At 62.0% G+C, this 19309-nt stretch carries 20 protein-coding genes; 6 read left to right on the top strand and 14 right to left on the bottom strand.

Translation table 11 applies throughout. From position 1 onward, the window contains the following. Nucleotides 1-155: 155 nt before the first annotated feature. Both NKH13_RS21695 and NKH13_RS21690 read right to left on the bottom strand, forming a co-directional pair. Nucleotides 156-1262 (bottom strand): aldo/keto reductase, encoded by a 1107-nt coding sequence (locus NKH13_RS21695; protein WP_352720230.1) that lies wholly within the window; start codon nucleotides 1260-1262, stop codon nucleotides 156-158. Between the two features lie 55 nt (nucleotides 1263-1317). After that, a complete protein-coding gene (locus NKH13_RS21690; RefSeq protein WP_352720228.1) occupies nucleotides 1318-1746 on the bottom strand; it encodes a nuclear transport factor 2 family protein in 429 nt (142 codons plus the stop codon). Nucleotides 1747-1860: 114 nt separating this feature from the next. Between NKH13_RS21690 and NKH13_RS21685 the strand changes: the two genes are divergently transcribed. Beyond that, nucleotides 1861-2799: a LysR family transcriptional regulator gene (locus NKH13_RS21685; RefSeq protein WP_352720227.1), complete on the top strand. Its 939-nt coding sequence runs from the start codon at nucleotides 1861-1863 to the stop codon at nucleotides 2797-2799. Between the two features lies 1 nt (nucleotide 2800). On the opposite strand, the gene tsf is transcribed toward NKH13_RS21685, so the two are convergent. From tsf to NKH13_RS21660, 5 genes are all read right to left on the bottom strand, one after another. After that, nucleotides 2801-3724 (bottom strand): translation elongation factor Ts, encoded by a 924-nt coding sequence (gene tsf, locus NKH13_RS21680; protein ID WP_352720225.1) that lies wholly within the window; start codon nucleotides 3722-3724, stop codon nucleotides 2801-2803. Nucleotides 3725-3846: 122 nt separating this feature from the next. Continuing rightward, nucleotides 3847-4644, bottom strand: a complete 798-nt coding sequence (gene rpsB, locus NKH13_RS21675) for a 30S ribosomal protein S2 (RefSeq protein ID WP_031211288.1) — start codon at nucleotides 4642-4644, stop codon at nucleotides 3847-3849. A 205-nt stretch (nucleotides 4645-4849) separates the two neighbouring features. Beyond that, on the bottom strand, nucleotides 4850-5128 hold the full coding sequence (locus NKH13_RS21670) for a DUF4031 domain-containing protein (RefSeq protein WP_352720223.1): 279 nt from the start codon (nucleotides 5126-5128) through the stop codon (nucleotides 4850-4852). 43 nt (nucleotides 5129-5171) lie between these two features. Next, nucleotides 5172-6470 (bottom strand): lysophospholipid acyltransferase family protein, encoded by a 1299-nt coding sequence (locus tag NKH13_RS21665; RefSeq protein ID WP_352720222.1) that lies wholly within the window; start codon nucleotides 6468-6470, stop codon nucleotides 5172-5174. Nucleotides 6471-6605: 135 nt separating this feature from the next. Beyond that, nucleotides 6606-7433, bottom strand: coding sequence for a cell envelope integrity EipB family protein (locus tag NKH13_RS21660; protein WP_292653503.1), 828 nt, complete (start codon nucleotides 7431-7433; stop codon nucleotides 6606-6608). Nucleotides 7434-7571: 138 nt separating this feature from the next. Between NKH13_RS21660 and NKH13_RS21655 the strand changes: the two genes are divergently transcribed. The 4 genes from NKH13_RS21655 to NKH13_RS21640 all read left to right on the top strand — a co-directional run bounded on the left by NKH13_RS21655 (nucleotide 7572) and on the right by NKH13_RS21640 (nucleotide 10587). Beyond that, nucleotides 7572-8036, top strand: a complete 465-nt coding sequence (locus NKH13_RS21655; RefSeq protein WP_352720221.1) for a RidA family protein — start codon at nucleotides 7572-7574, stop codon at nucleotides 8034-8036. A gap of 14 nt (nucleotides 8037-8050) precedes the next feature. Beyond that, the gene (locus tag NKH13_RS21650; protein ID WP_352720219.1) at nucleotides 8051-8779 is read left to right on the top strand and encodes a glycerophosphodiester phosphodiesterase; all 729 of its coding nucleotides are present in this window, start codon (nucleotides 8051-8053) and stop codon (nucleotides 8777-8779) included. A 40-nt stretch (nucleotides 8780-8819) separates the two neighbouring features. After that, the gene (locus tag NKH13_RS21645; RefSeq protein ID WP_352720217.1) at nucleotides 8820-10034 is read left to right on the top strand and encodes a GNAT family N-acetyltransferase; all 1215 of its coding nucleotides are present in this window, start codon (nucleotides 8820-8822) and stop codon (nucleotides 10032-10034) included. 121 nt (nucleotides 10035-10155) lie between these two features. After that, complete coding sequence (locus NKH13_RS21640; protein ID WP_352720216.1) at nucleotides 10156-10587, top strand: HIT family protein; 432 nt, start codon at nucleotides 10156-10158, stop codon at nucleotides 10585-10587. 95 nt (nucleotides 10588-10682) lie between these two features. Here NKH13_RS21640 and clpA read toward each other — a convergent pair whose 3' ends face one another. From clpA to NKH13_RS21625, 3 genes are all read right to left on the bottom strand, one after another. Next, nucleotides 10683-13151: an ATP-dependent Clp protease ATP-binding subunit ClpA gene (gene clpA, locus NKH13_RS21635; RefSeq protein ID WP_352720214.1), complete on the bottom strand. Its 2469-nt coding sequence runs from the start codon at nucleotides 13149-13151 to the stop codon at nucleotides 10683-10685. A 6-nt stretch (nucleotides 13152-13157) separates the two neighbouring features. Next, entirely contained in the window at nucleotides 13158-13484 is a 327-nt protein-coding gene (gene clpS, locus NKH13_RS21630) for an ATP-dependent Clp protease adapter ClpS (RefSeq protein WP_023717744.1), read from the bottom strand. A 272-nt stretch (nucleotides 13485-13756) separates the two neighbouring features. Next, nucleotides 13757-14086 (bottom strand): phasin family protein, encoded by a 330-nt coding sequence (locus tag NKH13_RS21625; RefSeq protein WP_023674920.1) that lies wholly within the window; start codon nucleotides 14084-14086, stop codon nucleotides 13757-13759. Between the two features lie 300 nt (nucleotides 14087-14386). On the opposite strand from NKH13_RS21625, the gene NKH13_RS21620 reads away from it, so the two are divergent. Further along, nucleotides 14387-15775 (top strand): SPOR domain-containing protein, encoded by a 1389-nt coding sequence (locus NKH13_RS21620; protein WP_352720211.1) that lies wholly within the window; start codon nucleotides 14387-14389, stop codon nucleotides 15773-15775. Between the two features lie 48 nt (nucleotides 15776-15823). Here NKH13_RS21620 and NKH13_RS21615 read toward each other — a convergent pair whose 3' ends face one another. The 4 genes from NKH13_RS21615 to NKH13_RS21600 form a co-directional block, all read right to left on the bottom strand. Further along, nucleotides 15824-16522: a DnaJ domain-containing protein gene (locus tag NKH13_RS21615; RefSeq protein ID WP_352720209.1), complete on the bottom strand. Its 699-nt coding sequence runs from the start codon at nucleotides 16520-16522 to the stop codon at nucleotides 15824-15826. Beyond that, a complete protein-coding gene (locus NKH13_RS21610) occupies nucleotides 16522-17253 on the bottom strand; it encodes a vWA domain-containing protein (protein ID WP_352914239.1) in 732 nt (243 codons plus the stop codon). Before NKH13_RS21610 ends, NKH13_RS21615 begins: the two co-directional genes overlap by 1 nt. 125 nt (nucleotides 17254-17378) lie before the next feature. Beyond that, nucleotides 17379-17816 carry a DUF1489 family protein gene (locus NKH13_RS21605; RefSeq protein ID WP_352466463.1) on the bottom strand — a complete coding sequence of 146 codons (438 nt, stop codon included), beginning with the start codon at nucleotides 17814-17816 and terminating at the stop codon, nucleotides 17379-17381. Between the two features lie 85 nt (nucleotides 17817-17901). Next, entirely contained in the window at nucleotides 17902-19305 is a 1404-nt protein-coding gene (locus tag NKH13_RS21600; RefSeq protein WP_352720205.1) for an L-serine ammonia-lyase, read from the bottom strand. Nucleotides 19306-19309: the final 4 nt, after the last annotated feature.

Below are 19309 nucleotides of genomic sequence, written 5' to 3'. Positions count from 1 at the left end.
CGTTCGGGGGCCTACACGGTCTTGGGGCCCGGTTATGCAGGGGTGCGCCGGTTTGGGGGCCCCCCACAAACTGGGGGCGTGCCTAAACACCAGGGGCGCCGCTTTGCCCCGCGGCGCCCGAGCCGGAAAGTTGAGATCGTGGACCGGGATAGCCGTCAGCTCACGCCGGCAAAAGTGCCTTGCATGAGCAGGTCCGGCAGATAACTTGCCGGCTTACCGCCAACCGCCTGCCCACCGGTCAGGCCGCCTTGTATTTCAGGGCCGAAGAACGAGTACGGAAAGGGCGTGACCGGCCGGCTAACCTCATCGAGCCGTGCCCGAAGATCCTCGGGAATGTCGAAATCAAGCGCGCCGAGATTGTCCTTGAGCTGGTCAAGCCTGGTGGCGCCGACGATGACGGACGCAACGCCTGGCCTGTTTGCCGTCCAGTTCAGGGCGACCTGGGCCATGCTGCGGCCGAGCTGGCCGGCAACCGTCTCCAATTCGGCCACGATTTGCCAGTTGCGATCGGTGAATTTCTGGAAACCGGGATTGGTCGAACCACGCATTGTCTCCAGCCGGCCACCATCCTTGACGATTGTATCGAAACGGTATTTTCCGCTGAGCAGGCCGCTGGCCAATGGACTCCAGACCATGATTCCGGCGCCATAGCGCGTGCCGAACGGCACGAATTCGTGCTCGATGTTGCGCTCGGCCAGCGAATATTCGAGCTGAAGCGCCGAAACCGGTTCATAGCCGCGATGCTCTGCGACCGCCTGCGCCCGGCTTGCGTACCACGCCGGCACGTCGGACAGACCGACATGCCGGATCTTTCCGGCGCGCACCAGATCGTCCAGCGTCCGCATCACCTCCTCCGGTGGTGTCAGCCTGTCCCAGGTATGGAGGATGTAGAGGTCGATATAGTCGGTGCCTAGCCGCTTCAGCGAACCGTCTACCGCCCGCAGGATGTTCTTGCGGCCGTTGCCCCCGGCGTTCGGGTTGCCCGGTTCGGCGTTGTAGGTGAATTTGGTACTGATCACCGCCTTGTCGCGCAGCCCACGCTCGGCGATGAATTCGCCGAGCCAGGTTTCGGCCGTGCCACCGGTATAGAGATCGGCGGTGTCGAAGAAATTGCCACCGGCTTCGACATAGGCATCGATCAGCGCGCGCGCGGTTTCCTTCTCCGCACCCCAGCCCCATTCCGTGCCGAACGTCATGGTGCCGAGCGCCAGGCGGGTGACACGCAGTCCGCTGTTGCCGAGCGTGTAGTAGGACATGGTCATGGATTTTCTCCTAAAATTTGAAAAGCGGGATTGAGGTCTTGCCTGGGATACGCAGTCAGGCCTTGGCCAGCGCATCGACCACCACCTGGAACCGGCGCGGATCGAAATAATCGTGGTAGGCGCTGATCAGACCCCTCTTGAAGCGGAAAATCGCGATATTGTTGTTGGTGTACTCAGTGCCGCCGATCAGCACCGCGCGGTTCTTGTACTCAACGACGATCGCGTCCGAATCCGCTGCCGGATAGATGGCTGTCAGCTGCGAATCGAAGGATTCGAAATTACCGAAGAGGCCTCGGAAGGCCGCCAGGATCGCGGCCTTGCCATCGATGCTGTTTCCAAATCCTGCCGGCGGGTAGAAGACAAGGATACGGCCATCTTCAGCCCAAAGGTCGCCCCATGCCTCAATGTCCTTGCGGTGCATCAGATCAAAGAATTTACGCACGGTCTCGAGATTGCGGGTTCGTTCGGAATCGAGGTCGGTCATTAGACGTCTCCTTGGCTGCTCGGCGATTGCCGTGTGATGCAGCCAAAGATGCGCCCTCCTTTCCCCGCCGATAAGATTGCATTATCCGAATGGACTATGCGATATCATGCATGAATGGACCGCGATCTGCTTAGCCACCTACCTATAATCGTTGCCGTCGCGCGGCGTGGCGGCTTCGCGTCGGCGGCCGCCGAGCTCGGCATGAGCCCGTCAGCGGTCAGCCATGCGGTGCGGCTGGTAGAGGAGCGAATCGGCCAGCCGTTGTTTGCCCGCACCACGCGCAGCGTCTCGCTGACCGAGACTGGCACCGCGCTTGTCGCTGCGGCGGAGCCGGCGTTGGAAGACATTGCCGACCGGATCGAACGCATCCGCTCGGTCAAAGGCCGGGCAAGCGGACTGCTCAGGATCAACGCGCCGCGTTTGTCGCTGCCTCTGGCGCTGATGCCCATCCTAACGGCGATGGCGGAGCGTTACCCTGACGTGACGGTGGAGATCGTCACCGACGAACGTCTGAGCGATATCGTCGGCGAGGGTTTCGACGCCGGCATCCGGCTGGGCGAGATGATCGCCGAGGATATGGTGACGGTGCGACTGACTCAGCCGTTCCGGACGACCATTGTCGCCTCTCCGGCCTATGTCGGCCGCCACGGAAAGCCGCGAACAATTGCTGATCTCTCCACCCGCAACTGCATCGGATATCGGCTGTTACGATCACGTGCGCTCTATCGCTGGGATCTGTCAGACCAGGGCAAGGATATCAGCGTCGAGACACGCGGCAGCGTGGTCGTCAGCGATCCGCTGTCGGCAAGGGACATGGCGCTTGCCGGCATCGGCCTCGCCTATCTGTTCGAGCCGCTTGTCAAGCCCGACATCGAAGCAGGCCGGCTGGTCGAAGTCCTTGGCGAGGCATCGATCGAGGAACCGGGACTGTTCCTCTATTTCCCGCGCCGCGCCGCGATGGCCCCGAAGCTCCGCGCCTTCATCGACACCGCACAAGAAATCGGCCGGGCATCCTCGCGGACACCCGGCCGAAAAAGCCTTTCGAGCGGATAGTTTACTTCTTGACCGCTGCCGCGACTTCCGCCGCGAAATCGGTCTCTTCCTTCTCGATGCCCTCACCGAGCGCGAAGCGCAGATAGGCAGCGATTTTGGCTGGCGCGCCGATCTCGCTTTCGGCATCCTTCAGCGCCTTCTCGACGGTGATGTCGGGATTGAGCACGAAAGCCTGCTTGAGCAGCACGACCTCTTCGTAGAACTTGCGCAAACGGCCCTCGACCATCTTCTCGATGATCGCTTCCGGCTTGCCGGACTGGCGCGCCTGGTCGGCGAAGATCGCCTTCTCGCGCTCCACCGCGACCGGATCGAGCTCTTCGGTGGTCAAGGCCATCGGATTGGTGGCAGCGACATGCATGGCAACCTGGCGGGCGAAGGCGTTCGCGGCATGCGCGTTGCCCGTCGTCTCGATGGCCACCAGCACGCCGAGCTTGCCAAGGCCGTCGGCGACCGCATTGTGAACGTAGGTTGCGACAGCGCCGTGCTCGACGGTGAGCTTGGCCGAGCGGCGGAAGCCCAGATTCTCGCCGATGGTGCCGACGGCGTCCTTGATGGTCTCAGTGACCGACTTGCCCGAGCCCGGATAGGGAGCAGCGGCAACGGCCTCGGTCTTGCCGCCATGGGCGAGCGCAACCTTCGCGACATTGGCGACGATCTCCTGGAACGCAGCATTGCGCGCAACGAAATCCGTCTCGGAATTGACCTCGACGATCGCTGCCTCGCGGACGCCGGAATCGACACCGATCAGGCCTTCGGCAGCGGTACGGCCAGCCTTCTTGTCGGCCTTGGAAATGCCCTTCTTGCGCAGCCAGTCGATGGCTTCTTCCATGTTGCCGTTGGTCTCATTCAACGCCGCCTTGCAGTCCATCATGCCCGCGCCGGTCAAGTCGCGGAGTTCTTTGACCTGTGCAGCCGAAATGCTCATTGTCGCCTCTTTGTCTAAATGCACTGACGACGCACCATCGATTTTCGATGATGCGCCTGGTGCCGGTGGCGCTTACCGCGCCAACATATTGGAAAGATGAAGGCCGCAGCCGGCCTTCGCTACTATGCTTCCGGGGTCTGGGCAGCCGGGCTCTCGGCGGCCGGGGTCTGATCGAGCGCCGGCTCGACCGGAGCCTCGACCGATGCGCCGATATCGACACCGAGCGCGCCCTGCTGACGGGCGATGCCGTCGATAGCTGCCTTGGCGATCAGATCGCAATAGAGCTGGATGGCGCGGGCCGCGTCGTCGTTGCCGGGGATCGGGAAGTCGATCTTGTCCGGGTCGCAGTTGGAATCGATGATGGCAACGACCGGGATGCCGAGACGCTTGGCCTCGAGAATGGCGATCGCTTCCTTGTTGGTGTCGATCACGAACATCAAATCGGGCGTCGAACCCATATCCTTGATGCCGCCCAGCGCCTTGTCGAGCTTCTCACGCTCGCGATCGAGGTTGAGGCGCTCCTTCTTGGTCAGGCCCTGAGCCTCGCCGGCCAGCATTTCGTCGAGCTTGCGCAGGCGCTGGATGGAATTCGAGATCGTCTTCCAGTTGGTCAGCATGCCGCCGAGCCAGCGCGAGTTGACATAGTACTGGGCCGAACGCTGCGCGGCATCGGCGACGATGTCGGAGGCCTGGCGCTTGGTGCCGACGAACAGCACGCGGCCGCCCTTGGCAACAGTGTCGGAAACCTGCTTCAGCGCCTGGTGCAGCAAAGGCACCGTCTGCGAGAGGTCGATGATGTGGATGTTGTTGCGGGCGCCGTAGATATAGGGCGCCATTTTCGGGTTCCAGCGGTGGGTCTGGTGGCCGAAGTGAATGCCAGCTTCCAATAGCTGGCGCATGCTGAAATCAGGCAGAGCCATTTCTTATTTCCTTTCCGGTTAGCCTCCACGGACACAGGCATTTTTGGACTTTGTCCTCGAACGCCACCGGAGGTTTCAGCCGGATTTCTCCCGGGCAGACACCAAAGTCCGTGTGTGGAATGAGCGCGCATATAGAGGGGAAGCGCGACAAACGCAAGCGCTGTGGCGTCGTGCGGCTCAGCGTGCGGCGATCAGCGCACCGGTGTCATCGTCGCATCTTTCCCTTCGGCACCCGCACACGCCGGAAAACAGCGACGATCTCGTCGCGGCTGCATTCGATGGCGCCTAACCGCACCGCGCGGTCGCGCTCGAACCCGGTTATGTCATAATGTGGCGCCGATGTCTTCGGCGGCCCTTGGTAGGACGAGCGCTTGATGCCGAGCTGCCCGGCGAAGCGATGCAGCTCGTCGGTATCGTCTGCCAGCAGATGACACCAGCGGTGGCCGACCCATTTCCAGATCGCCGCATCGACATAGACCGCCATGAGGCTTGCCGCACTCCTTCATCTTGCGCCGACCAACACGCCGCTAACGATGATAGAAGGGATTGGCGTAGAAAATGAAGCCGCCGCCGGCCTCGAGTTGCGCCATGGTGTTGGTGATGGTCGCCTGCATGCGGTCGTGCAGTTCGGCGAGCGCCTCCTCGACGGAGCCTTGATAGGCGTGCAAGCCTAGCGGCTCCGGTACCCGGATATGGGCGCGGCGTGGGCCGGCCGGCTGCGGCACGAAACGGTTGATCGTATCGCGCAGTGTACCCTTGCAATAATCGTTGCGGATCCGCTTCAAATGTTCGGCGATCTCCTCCTGCGTGATGCGCGGATTGGCCGAAGCCCACGGCCCGACACGCTGCAGGCGCTGGATCGTATCTGCCAGCGTTCGGACCTGCTTTTGGCTTCCGGTGCCGTCCGTGTTTTCCCGCAGCCAGCGCCGCGACCGGCGCAAAAGCTCGGCATTGTCGAGCGTGCCGGCTTCGAGCGAAACAAGTTCGGCAAGGCGACGGCCGAGTTCGGTCAGCAGATCCTTCTGACGTGTGGCATATGAAGCCCGCTCATCAGGCCGCAGGCCATTTGCAGCCTCGTCGCGCGATACTAGCGTCGCGTAGATATGATGGACGCGCTCCGGCAGCGTATCGGCGGCACGGCGTTCGATCTTCAGGCTGTGCTCGACATAGGCGCATTCCTTTGCCAGCGCTGCCTCGACATTCCCCGTAAAAGCGAGCTTCCAGATCACGGGCGCGATCCAAACCTTGAAATCCGGATCCATCAGGCGGCCGCGCTTCAGCGCTTCGAACCCCATTTCGACCGCGCCTGGCAGCAGCGGGGCAACGATGTTGGCATGCCAGCCGACACCGCCTTCGGGATGCAGGAGCACGCCGTGCCCTTTCAGCGCCCAGGCCACCGAATGTTCCTTGGCCGCCGCGCTATTGCCCGGGATTTGCGCGATCAGATTGTTGGCCAGCCAGAATTTCTGCATCAGCCGGCCAAGCCCATTGACGACGCCATGCGTGGCCCAGGATGCCGCCAGCGGGCTTACCCGCGACACGACCTCCTTGTCGATCATCCAGTCGGTAAAGAATTCGGGATGGTTGGGTGTGATGAACGTCGCCTTGCCCGCACCGCAACAAGCCTTCAGCCTTTGCCGGTCATCCTCCGGAAAATCGATGTGGCGGACATTGGCGACGCCGCGCAAACCGGCCAGACGGTTGAATGGCAACAGGTCGCGAAGCCCCGGAATGCCGTGCAGCATGACAATCCGGTTGACGAATGTCATGGCCTTGATCAGCGTCGCATTGGGCCGCGGCGCCACAAAAACGTCGATCCTGCTCAACCTGCTCCCCCCACGGCGCTTACCGTCGTAAGACGTTGATAGGCAATTGCGGCATGCTCAAGTCGATGCGACATGCCCCGCAAGATCAAGCGCTACTATCCCGGATAGCGCCGGCGGCTTGTCGTTGGTTCGAGCCTATTTCGACGGGCAGGTCTTTGGCTGATCGAACAGCGACAGATTGACCAGTTTGCCCGTCATCGAGAACTCGCCATAGTCCATCACGAGATCGCGCGTGATGCCGTTCTCGTGCAGCTTGAAGCTGATCCGGTATTCCGGCACCTCCTCGCCGCCTTTGTCGGCATCGTCGAAATAGGCGATGTCGACCGGCCAGTATTTGTCGGTGGCGAGCTTGGCCAGCGCCGGCGCTTCCGGATCGGTGTTGTCGGCATCGGCTTGCTTGCCGACGACGACGGTGGTGGTCACCACCTTGTTGGCGTCCTCAGAGCCGTCGAACAGGTTGGTTTCGTAGAACCGCTCGCCCTTTTCCGCCTTGCCGATCATTTCGACCATTTGCTGGGTCGGGAACTGGGTCGGCGCGAGTTCCAGGCTGCTCTTTTCGGGCTTGTCGATATCGACCTTGAGACCATTGGCCTCCTTCGTTGCGGTACCCTTGACCTCCTTGTCGAGGTTCTGGTCGACAAAGGATTTGTTCACGAAGGAGAAGGTCTTGCCCTCGGCATCCTCGAAGGTGGTCATCTGCTGGTCGGTCAGCCTAGTGTTGTCGTTGGTTACGATCTGGGTCACCAAACGGAACTTTACCGTATAGCCCTCGCAAGGCGAGCCGTTGAACTCGTAGACCATGCGGCCGGTGATGCCAGTAATGCCGGAGCGATCGGAGGCCTTGTCGAGCGAAATGTCGTAAACAGCACGATGCGCCTGCAGCGCAGGCACCGCAAAAGCGGGAGCCGCCCAGGAAGCCGCTGTCAGGAGGACGGCGTTGAATGCGAGGCGCGTTGCGCGCATGGGGTGCTCCGATCATCGCGGCTAATGGCAGGCCGCATGGAAAGATGGTCCAGCTTAAAAAAAGTCGTGGCGGAAGCGAGGCAAAAATAGCAATTTCGGCCCGGCCTGCGCGGCGCCTTCAAGCAATAGGGAAATAGCATGAGCGAAACAATCGAAAAGCGGCTAAGCGAACTCGGCGTGACGCTGCCGGTCGCCGCCGCGCCCGCCGCCAATTACGTGCCATATTGCAGGACCGGCAATCTGCTGTTCACCGCCGGGCAGTTGCCGCTCAAGGAGGGCAAGCTCCAGGCGAGCGGACTGCTTGGCCGCGATGTCGACACCGCGACCGGCAAGGAAGCCGCAAAATACTGTGCGATCAACATATTGGCGCAGGCCCAGGCGGCACTTGGCGATCTCGAGAAAATCCGTCGCTTGGTGAAGATCACCGTCTTCGTCGCCTCGGCACCGGATTTTGTCGAACAGCATCTGGTTGCCAACGGCGCCTCGGATTTTCTCGTCGCCGTGCTCGGCGATTGCGGCAAGCACGCTCGCTCCGCCGTCGGGACCGCCTCCCTGCCGCTTAATGCCGCAGTGGAAATCGAAGCGATCTTCGAAGTCGAATGACCGGGACCGCGACCATGACCGATCTTTCCTGGCTGACTGCCCGGCCCGTCGCCCATCGCGGCCTCCACGACATGAACAAGACGCGCTGGGAGAACACGCTTTCCGCTTTCGCTGCGGCAGCCGAGCGCGGCTACGCGATCGAATGCGATGTGCACCTGTCATCCGACGGCGTCCCCGTCATCATCCACGATGGCGATCTGCGGCGGCTGACCGGCAAGGACGGCTTCGTTTGGCAGCGTACGGCTGCCGAGATCACGGCGCTGAAGGTCGGCGGCACCGCCGACCATTTGCCGACGCTGCAGCAGGCGCTTGATCTGGTCGACGGCCGTGTGCCGATGGTTGTCGAACTGAAAGGCGCTGCCGGGCACGACGAAGGCCTGGTCGAAAGCGTCGGCAAGATGCTCAAGCAATACAAGGGCAAGACCGCGATCATGTCGTTCGACCATTGGCTGATCCGCGAGTTCGCGAAATATGCACCCGGCATACCCGGCGGGTTGACCGCCTACGGCAACGACAACCACCTGATCGAGGCGCATTTCGCCATGCTGGCGCATGACATCGCCTTCACCTCCTACGCCGCCGGCGACCTGCCGAACCGGTTCGTCTCCTTCGTGCGAGAGACACTCGGCATGCCGGTGATCACCTGGACCGTGCATGACCAGCCTGCCGTCGATCTGACCTTCAAATATGCCGACCAGATGACGTTCGAAGGATTCGAGCCCGATCTTGTACGGCTTGCCTGAGCGGGCTTGTATGGGTCCGCAGCGAGCTTAAGTAAGCCTCATGGATCAAGGGGACGACTGCGAAAGACAAACGGCGAATGCGGAGCTGTCGATCCGCATCGCCGCGGGCATCGGCGCCTTCACCAGCGCTGAATGGGACAGCCTCGGCGGCACTACGCGCGGCGATGCAGAAAACGGCTACAACCCGCTTGTTTCATTCGCTTTTTTGAGCGCGCTGGAAGATTCCGGCTGCGCTGTTCGGCGCACCGGCTGGCAAGGCCATCACCTCCGGCTGGAAACCGCGCGAGGCAAGCTGCTCGGGGCGGTCGCCTGCTATCTGAAGTCGCACAGCCAGGGCGAATATGTATTCGACCATGGCTGGTCAGACGCATTCGAACGCGCCGGCGGGCGCTACTATCCGAAGCTGCAGTGCGCGGTGCCGTTCACGCCCGTCACCGGCCCTCGCCTGTTGGTCGGCAAGGGCGAGGACAGCCACACCGTCAAGGCCGGTCTTGCGGCCGGCCTGAAGGCGGTGACGGATAAACTCGGCGTGTCTTCCGCGCATGTTACTTTCGCGCCGGAGGACGACGTCCAGACATTGGCGGCGGCCGGCTTCCTGCATCGCACCGACCAGCAGTTTCACTTCTTCAACGAAGGCTTTTCGAGCTACGACGATTTTCTCGCGACGTTAGCCTCGCGCAAGCGCAAGGCAATGAAGAAAGAGCGGCGCGAGGCGCTCGCCGACGGCATCTCGATCGACTGGCTGACCGGCAAGGATCTGACCGAAAAGGCCTGGGACGACTTTTTCGCGTTCTACATGGATACCGGCAGCAGGAAATGGGGCCGGCCCTACCTCAACCGCGATTTCTTCTCGCTGATCGGCGAGCGCATGGCCGACGACATCCTGCTGATTATGGCCAAACGCAACGGGCGCTACATTGCCGGTGCCATCAACTTCATCGGTTCCGACGCGCTCTACGGCCGCAATTGGGGCTGCATCGAGGACCACCCATTCCTGCATTTCGAGGTCTGCTACCATCAGGCGATCGATTTCGCCATCTCGCGCAAGCTGAAGGTGGTTGAAGCCGGTGCGCAGGGCGAGCACAAGCTGGCGCGCGGCTACCGGCCCGTGACGATGCATTCGGCGCACTACATCGCCCATCCAGGTCTGCGCAATGCAGTGGCCGACTACCTCCATCGCGAGCGCCGCGAAGTCGAGCGGATGAGCGAATATCTGGAAGAGCACACCCCGTTCCGCAAGGACCTGGCGGAGTAGGGTAGCGAGACCCAATCGCTCAGCCGCGCGGGCCGGCATGGCCGATGTCGATCGATCGTCCTTGCCCGCCCGGAACAGCTTCGCTACACGAGACAGCGAGCCAAGAACCGGAGCGCGCGCCATGGCCGAAGCAACCTACGACAGCAGCAACATCTTCGCGAAAATCCTGCGCGGAGAAATCCCTTCGCACCGCGTCTACGAGGATGACGCGGTCATCGTCTTCATGGATGTGATGCCGCAAGGACAAGGTCACACGCTGGTGGTGCCGAAAGCGCCGTCGCGCAACCTGCTCGACGCGGATCCGGCGGTGCTTGGCCCGCTCTTCGTTCACGTCCAGAAAGTTGCGCGGGCCGTAAAGAAGGCCTTCGATGCCGATGGCGTCACGGTCTTGCAGTTCAACGAACCAGCTTCGGGCCAGACCGTCTTCCACCTCCATGTCCATGTCATTCCGCGCTTCGACGGCATTCCCTTGAAGCCGCACAGCGGACAGATGGAAAAGCCTGAAGTCCTGGCCGAGAACGCCGGCAAGATACGGATAGCGCTGGCAAGCTGAACCGGCGCAAACCGCTCCGGCGGGCGCCGGGTGCTTAACCGGAAGGTGTCATAAAAAAAGCCCCGTTTCCGGGGCTTTTTTTGCTGGCTTGTTCGTCAGTTCTTGCGCGGCAGTTGCGGCACAAGGCTGCGCTTGCCGCCATCCTTGCCCTTCGGCTCCGGCTTCTGCGCCACCGCCTTTTTCGCGGCGGGCTTCTTCGCCACCGCCTTCTTGGCTTTCGGCACGTCGTCCGGCTCTTCCTTCTTCGGCTTCACCGGCGCCTCGTCGGCGAGCGATTCGAGCTTCAGGCCGGTCTCGCCGGTTTCCTTCTTCTCGACGGTGACACGCACCGTGCCGCCCTTCTTGAGCTTGCCGAACAGCACCTCGTCCGCTAGCGGCTTCTTGATGTGCTCCTGGATGACACGGCCAAGCGGCCGGGCGCCCATGCGCTCGTCATAGCCCTTGTCGGCCAGCCATGCGATTGCATCCTGCGACAAGTCGAAGGTCACGCCACGCTCGGAAAGCTGCGCTTCCAGCTGCATGACGAACTTCTGCACCACCTGATGGATGACCGGCACCGGCAGCGAGCCGAACGGAATAATCGCATCGAGGCGGTTGCGGAACTCCGGCGTGAACAGCCGGTTGATCGCCTCGACATCGTCGCCTTCGCGCTTCGTCGAACCGAAACCGATCGCCGCGCGCTGCGCATCGGATGCACCCGCATTGGTGGTCATGATCAGGATGACGTTGCGGAAGTCTATCTGCTTGCCGTTGTGGTCGGTCAGCTTGCCGTGATCCATGACCTGCAACAGGATGTTGAACAGGTCCGGATGCGCCTTCTCGACTTCGTCCAGCAACAGCACGCAATGCGGATGCTGGTCGACGCCGTCGGTCAGAAGGCCGCCCTGGTCGAAGCCGACATAGCCGGGAGGCGCGCCGATCAGCCGCGAAACGGTGTGGCGTTCCATATATTCCGACATGTCGAAGCGGATCAGCTCCACGCCAAGCGAGGCGGCGAGCTGCTTGGCCACTTCCGTCTTGCCGACGCCGGTCGGGCCCGAGAACAGGTACGAGCCGATCGGCTTTTCCGGTTCGCGCAGGCCGGCCCGCGCCAGCTTGATGGCCGAGGTCAGTGCTGTGATTGCGGTGTCCTGGCCGTAAACGACGCGCTTCAACTCGATGTCGAGGCCTTGCAGCACCTTCTCGTCGTCGGCGGAAACCGTCTTCGGCGGGATGCGTGCCATGGTGGCGATCGTCGCTTCGATCTCCTTGATGCCGATGGTCTTCTTGCGTTTGGCTTCCGGCACCAGCATCTGCGAGGCGCCGGTCTCGTCGATCACGTCGATCGCCTTGTCCGGCAGCTTGCGGTCGTTGATGTAACGCGCCGAGAGCTCGACCGAAGCCTTGATCGCCTCGCTCGTGTAGCGGACCTTGTGGAACTCCTCGAAATAGGGCTTGAGGCCCTTCATGATCTCGATGGCGTCCTCGACGGTCGGCTCGTTGACGTCGATCTTCTGGAAGCGCCGCACCAGCGCGCGGTCCTTCTCGAAGAACTGGCGGAACTCCTTGTAGGTGGTCGAGCCGATGCAGCGGATGGCGCCTGACGACAATGCGGGTTTCAACAGGTTCGATGCATCCATGGCGCCGCCGGAGGTGGCCCCTGCCCCGATCACGGTGTGGATTTCATCGATGAACAGCACGGCGCCGGGATAGTCCTCGAGCTCCTTGACGACCTGCTTCAGCCGCTCCTCGAAATCGCCGCGATATCGGGTGCCGGCCAGCAGCGTGCCCATGTCGAGCGCGAAGATGGTGGCATTGTGCAGCACTTCGGGAACGTCGCCCTCGACGATGCGCTTGGCGAGGCCTTCGGCGATCGCCGTCTTGCCGACGCCGGGATCACCGACATAGAGCGGGTTGTTCTTGGAGCGGCGGCACAGCACCTGGATGGTCCGGTTGATCTCGCTCTCGCGACCGATCAATGGATCGATCTTGCCGGCCTTGGCCTTGTTGTTCAGGTTGACGCAATAAGCAGTCAGCGCGTCCTGCTGCTGCTTCTTCTTGCCGCCTTCCTCTTGCGGCTCGGCCCCGCCCTGGTTGCCTTGCTCGTCGTCGGCGCCGCGCGGCGTCCGCGTCTCGGAGGCGCCGGGGCGCTTGGCGATGCCATGCGAGATGTAGTTGACCGCGTCGTAGCGGGTCATCTGCTGTTCCTGCAGGAAGTAAGCGGCGTGGCTCTCGCGCTCAGCGAAGATGGCGACGAGCACGTTGGCGCCGGACACTTCCTCGCGGCCTGACGACTGCACATGGATCACCGCGCGCTGGATGACGCGCTGGAAACCGGCAGTCGGCTTGGAATCTTCATCGTAGCCGGTGACGAGGTTGTCGAGCTCGGTGTCGATATAGGTGAGGACCGTATGCTTCAACTCGTCGAGATCGACGTTGCAGGCACGCATGACGGCGGCCGCCTCGGTGTCGTCGATCAGGGCGAGCAGCAAATGTTCAAGGGTTGCATATTCATGGTGCCGCTCATTGGCGAGCGTCAGCGCTTGGTGAAGCGCCTTTTCCAGGCCTTGGGAGAAAGCCGGCATGTTACCTCACTTCTTCTCCATCACGCATTGCAGCGGATGCTGATTCTGTCGGGCGAAATCCATGACCTGAGACACTTTGGTCTCGGCCACCTCGAATGTATAGACCCCGCACTCGCCCACCCCATGATTGTGAACATGAAGCATTATGCGTGTGGCGGCTTCGCGGTCCTTCTGGAAAAAGCGCTCCAGCACGTGGACCACGAATTCCATGGGTGTGTAGTCGTCGTTAAGAATGAGGACCCGATACAGACTGGGCTTCTTGGTCTTGGTTTTTGTGCGCGTGATGACGGCCGTGCCGCGACCGGCCTCATTGCCGTTGCTGCCGTTCTGCATTCGCACCACGTAGCTCGTGGCAGTCAAACCTGTAGTCACGTAGTCCTGCCTCTTTCGAATCCTCATGCATCCTCGACATGTAGGTGTTCGATGGACGATTTTAAGCCCTTCTGTTTAGCTGACAATATGGCTAGGTGGCCAAACTTGACCGATTTTTCAAATCGTGAAGACCGCAGGCCCCGATTTCGAGCTGGCATGAAAAAACCCGGCCGCGCGTTTGCGACCGGGTCTGTCTTTGCGAGCCCAGGGTCGGCTCGGAACGTTCGTCGAATTTACTTCGCCTTGGCGACGATCGATTCGAACGGCTTGTAGGCTTCCTTGGCGAGTTCGGCATAGAGATCGCCAAGCTTGGTGGCCTCGGTGACGAAGCTCTCATAGGACTGCTTGGCATAGTCGGACTGGATCTCGATCGCCTTGTCCAGCGACTTGGCGGAAAAGAGCTTCTCGACAGCGGCGCTACCGGCTTCGAAGCTTTTCTTGGTGTACTCGCCCGCCTCGGCGGCGATAGCCTGCGCACCCTTGGACAGCGATGCAAAGCTCTTCAATCCGGTGTCGGCAAATTCCTTGCCGTATTTGCTGAAATCTTCATAGGTCTGGGTCATTTCACGCATTCCCTTGAACGGTTGCCTTTGGACGATGGACGCGCCTTGTCCGGGCCGCGTTGTGCAATGCGTGTAAATATATTGTGCAGTGCACAAAAAGTCAAGATTTCCGCGGCAATGCGCATCGTGAGCTGCCGGCAATCGCTAAGATTCGAATAAAGAGAAGCTCAATCCCGCAGAAAACGGTGAACGCGGCGGTTACCATAAACGGATTGGTAACGCTGCGCGCGTTAGCGTGGCCGGAGGTGAGGCAGGACCCTTTGCCGCCTCCAAGGCAACGGAAATTCAAAGGAACTATCAGTGCGTAAGGCGTTGTCGGGCTTCGTTTCCAAATCCGCGGGCTCCCTCCAAACGATCATGATCCTCGCTATGGCGATGAGCTTCGTCGTCGCGGACGCGGCTTCATCCATGGCGGCCAAGTCGGCGGCCATCGTCATCGATGCCAAGACCGGCAAGGTGCTTTATTCGTCGGACGCCGATGGCCGGCGCTATCCGGCGTCGCTTACCAAGATGATGACGCTCTATCTGACGTTCGAGGCATTGGCGAAGGGCAGGATCAGCGAGAATTCCCCGGTCGTGTTCTCGGCCAATGCCGCTGCCGAACCGCCGACGAAGCTCGGCGTCAAGCGGGGCGGCTCGGTCACGGTCGAGACCGCGATCCTGTCGATGGTGACCAAATCGGCAAACGATTCCGCAACGGCGCTTGGCGAGATGCTCGGCGGCAATGAAGCCAATTTCGCCCGCATGATGACCGCCAAGGCGCGGGCGCTGGGCATGAGGGGAACCGTTTTCCGCAACGCCAACGGCTTGCCTGATCCCGGCCAGTTCACGACCGCGCGCGACATGGCGATGCTCGGCATCGCCCTGAGAGAGCATTTTCCGCAATATTACGGCTATTTCTCGCAACGCTCCTTTCTTTATGGGCGGCAGCGTATCAACGGCCACAACCGTCTGCTCGGACGTATCAAGGGCGTCGACGGCATCAAGACCGGTTACACCCGCGCCTCCGGTTACAATCTGGTCTCCTCGGTCTCGGATGGCGATCGGCGCATCGTAGCGGTGGTCATGGGCGGCAGGTCCGGCGGCAGCCGCGACAGCCAGATGGCCGGGTTGATCAATGCCTACATGCCGAAGGCGTCGTCGCGCGGCGGCGGCGTGCTGATTGCCAAGGCTGGTGGCGGCAATCCGATTTCAGCCTTGGCCAAGGTGCTTCTACCGAAGCATGACGCGCCGACACCGGACAGTAAGCCGGACGACGATGCCGTTGCCTCCCTTGTCGAGGAAAATGCGCCCGTCGTTGAAGAAACCACTCCGGTCGTTCAGGCCAAGAGGGTCAAGACGACGGCTGTGTCGACGGTGGACGACGTGGCGACAGCCCGGGTCGCCGCAGCCTATGCCGAACCGGCGGCAGAGGTCGATCCGGTCAGCACGGCGTCAGTGCCATCCGGCTGGGCAATACAGGTCGCCTCTTCGCCAAATCAGGCCGAAGCGAAGGCTTTCCTCGACAAGGCGACGAAGCAGGCGCCCTCCGTTCTGGCCGATGCCTCCGGTTTCACCGTCGCCTTCGACAAGGACGGTGTCACCTACTACCGCGCCCGGTTCGGTGGTTTCGGTTCGAAGACCGCTGCCTGGAAGGCCTGCAACGCTTTGAAAAAGAAGAAGATCGAGTGCTACGCCGTCCAGCAGTAAGCGGCGCGCGAAACGATATCTTTCCCGAAAGTTCTGCGTCGAAGGAGACTAGTTGTGATTGGAGAGCAAGACGTCCTTGGCTTCATTGATCCGCGCCGCCAGGAAAGACGTGCCACCGATATCGGGGTGCAGGCGCTGCATCAGGCGGCGGTGCGCCTTGCGGACATCCGCCGCGGCAGCCCCCGCTTCAAGACCAAGGATCTTGTAGGCCTCCTCCTTAGTCATGGCGCCAGAACCTGGCGCAACACCCAGCCCTTCGCCACCATTCGCATCAGCGTCTTTGCGCCAGATGGGAAATCTGCCGTCAAGATACGTCTCTAGCAATTGGCGGCTCTCCGGATCGCCGGAGAGTTCGCGATAGAGTTGCTGCAATTCGGCAAGCCCCATCGAGCCAAGCATCTTGCCTTCATGGCGCCCAGCCAGCACGAGGCCTTCGAGGCCGCCGGTATCGTGATCGAGTTCCATCTCAAGCGCCGCTGTACGAACTGTCGAACGCTTGCCTGGTGCCAGTTTTGCTGCCGGCCGATTCATGCGCATGGAGCCGTACCAGGCGAGCGCAGCCGACAGGATCAAGCCGCCGATACCCTCGCGCCCGACCAGCAGCACGGCGACGCCAATCAGCCCGAGCAGCACAGGTCCAAGCGTCCTCATGCCGCCTGCAAGCTTGGCCGGATCGGCGCGCAGGAAGACAGTGACCGTGCCGAGAAACACCAGAAGCAATGCTACAAAAGCGATAATTGCGCCCATCAGTTTCCGCCGCCCCTCAGATGCTCGATCATCAGCCGGTCCTCCGGCCTGCCCCGGGCCTCCAGTGCTTTCAGGCCGCCGGTCGCAAACACGGCGACGGACGAAAGCAGGCCGGCCAAGGTTGCGGCAGCCCGCCGATCGAACCGGAACCAGGCCCCTTTCGACAGCCGCGCAATTTCCTTGAACGCCTTTTCCGCGGCGGCATCATGGCCCTCCTGAAAGACGAAGACAGGAACGCCGTGCAGACCGAGGCTGCCGGCCTTTTCGGCCAGATCATCTATGTTTTCTTCCATCGCGTCGCCGATATAGACCAGCGCGTTGACCTTGGCCGCCGCCGTCTGTTTCAGCGCATGGGCGAGCACCTTGCCGATTTGGGTATGGCCGCTGCGGCATTCGATCCGCGTCATCAACTGCTTCAGAGCTTCGGTATCGGGGACGAATGCGGAGGAGCGGCACTCGCCAAGGCCGCGAAAATAGACAAGTTGAACCTTGAACGCCCCGGTCTTGCCGACGGCGTCGAACATCTCGGCCTGCAGCGCACAGGCGAGATCCCAGGTCGGCTGGCGGCTCATCGTCGCGTCGAGGGACAGGATCAGCCTGCCTGAACCGGTGGCGGATGCAGCGAGCGTTCTTGCCTGACGGAGAAACGCGTCGATCTCGCCGGTGCTCGATTGAGACTCGACCGGCGCAGGATTTGCCTTTGCAGGCACGGGCTGCTTCTTGTCGCTCATGACATTCAAGATGTGGCGTTGTTCCCCGGCTTGCAAGCCCAGATGAGGCGACCTGGAGGACCGGTGATGATGGCAACTGCGGACAAGCGCTTCGCCTGGTGGTCTTGGCGTCGCGGTTCTCGGCGTCAGAGCAGGCCGAGATCGGCAAGCTCACGCCTGAGCTTCGGCGGCATCTCGATCAGCCCGGCTTTGCCCTTGCCGAGATCGGCCGGCGCGTCCGCCGGCTTCAGGTAGCGCCACCCCTGGAATGCACGGCGCGGTTGCCAGTCGGTGCGCACGACCTCGGGATCGAGGATCAGATGGCAACGGCCGATACCCTCGTCATCGGTAAAGGGCCGGATTTCGGTGATCAGCTGGCGGCATTGAACATTGCCCTTGATCACCCAGTAGAGCGAGCCGCCGTCGGTAATCTCGGCGCCGCGTGTCGGCACCATGCGGGTGGTGTGGTAGTGCTCGGCCGGTTCGCCGGCGCGGCGCCGCTCGTCGAGACGGAAGGCAATCCACTCTTCCAGATCCTCGACGCTGTCACAGCCGACGCAAAGCTTTATGAGATTGAGAGACATCGTTTAAGGTTTAGTCCAGCACGCGAACGCGTCAACGGCCTGATCGACTTCTCCACAGTGGTGGTCCAGGCCGCCAGATTGGCGCTCAGCACTCCACGACATTGACGGCCAATCCGCCAAGGCTGGTTTCCTTGTACTTTTCGTTCATGTCGAGGCCGGTCTGGCGCATCGTCTCGATCGCGGCATCGAGCGGCACGAAATGAACGCCATCGCCCTTGATGGCCAGCGAAGCGGCGGTCACCGCCTTGACGGCGCCAAGCGCGTTGCGCTCGATGCACGGCACCTGCACCAGGCCGCCGACCGGATCGCAGGTCATGCCGAGATGATGTTCCAGCGCGATTTCGGCGGCGTTCTCGACCTGCTCGGGTGTGCCGCCCATGACGGCGCACAGTCCCGCCGCAGCCATTGCCGAAGCCGAACCGACCTCGCCCTGGCAACCGACTTCCGCCCCCGAGATCGAAGCATTGGTTTTGATGATGCCGCCCACCGCCGCCGCCGTCAGCAGGAAATCGCGGATGCTGGGCTGGTCGGCTTCGGGATGGAAATGCAGCCAGTAGCGCAGCACCGCGGGCAGAGTGCCGGCCGCCCCATTCGTTGGCGCGGTGACGACACGGCCGCCGGCAGCGTTCTCCTCGTTGACCGCCATCGCATAGATCGACAGCCAGTCATTGGCGAGCAGCGGGTTGGGCCGGTTCTGCTGCCATTGCTCTTGCAGCTTGTCGTGCAGCATCCGGGCACGACGGCGCACCTTCAGTCCGCCCGGCATGATGCCGTCTTGCGACAGGCCGCGCTCGATGCACCCCTTCATGGCGCTCCAGATGCCGTCGAGACCGGCGTCGAGCTCCTCGCGCGACATCTGCGTCTCCTCGTTGACGCGCTTCATCTCGGCAATGGAAAGCCCGCTTCTCGCTGCCAGGGACAGCATTTCGACGGCATTCTTGAACGGATACGGAACCTTCTTGCCCTCTGTTGTCGCCGAGCCCCTTGCCTTCAGCCGCTGCAGTTCTTCCTCGGACACTACGAAGCCGCCGCCGATCGAATAGTAGACCCGCCTCAGCAGCAACCGGTCGCCGGCATCATAGGCAGAGAAGGCCATGCCATTGGCGTGACCCGGCAGCGGCGTCTTGCGATCCAGCACAAGATCCGTTCCCGGGTCGAAACGATAGGACGGATGGCCAGGCGGCGAAATCCGCTTCTCGGCGGCGATGCGAGCGACGATGCCGTCCGCCTGGTCGGGATCCACCATCTGCGGCGTCTGGCCGGCGAGGCCGAGCACCACGGCACGATCGGAGCCATGGCCGATGCCGGTGTAGGCGAGCGAGCCATGCAGGCTGGCCGCGATGCGGTCGACCTTGGCGCCGGCCGGGCGCGGCCAGTCGTCTCCCGCAATCTCATCGAGAAACCGCCGCGCAGCCGTCATCGGCCCCATCGTGTGCGAACTCGATGGGCCGATGCCGATCTTGAACAGGTCGAAAACCGAAAGGAACACGTGG

It is taken from the genome of Mesorhizobium sp. M1348 (assembly GCF_040317925.1).
GTDB lineage: Bacteria > Pseudomonadota > Alphaproteobacteria > Rhizobiales > Rhizobiaceae > Mesorhizobium.
The sequence above is the reverse complement of the archived record's forward strand: the minus strand, read 5'-3'. Positions and strand labels throughout refer to the sequence as shown.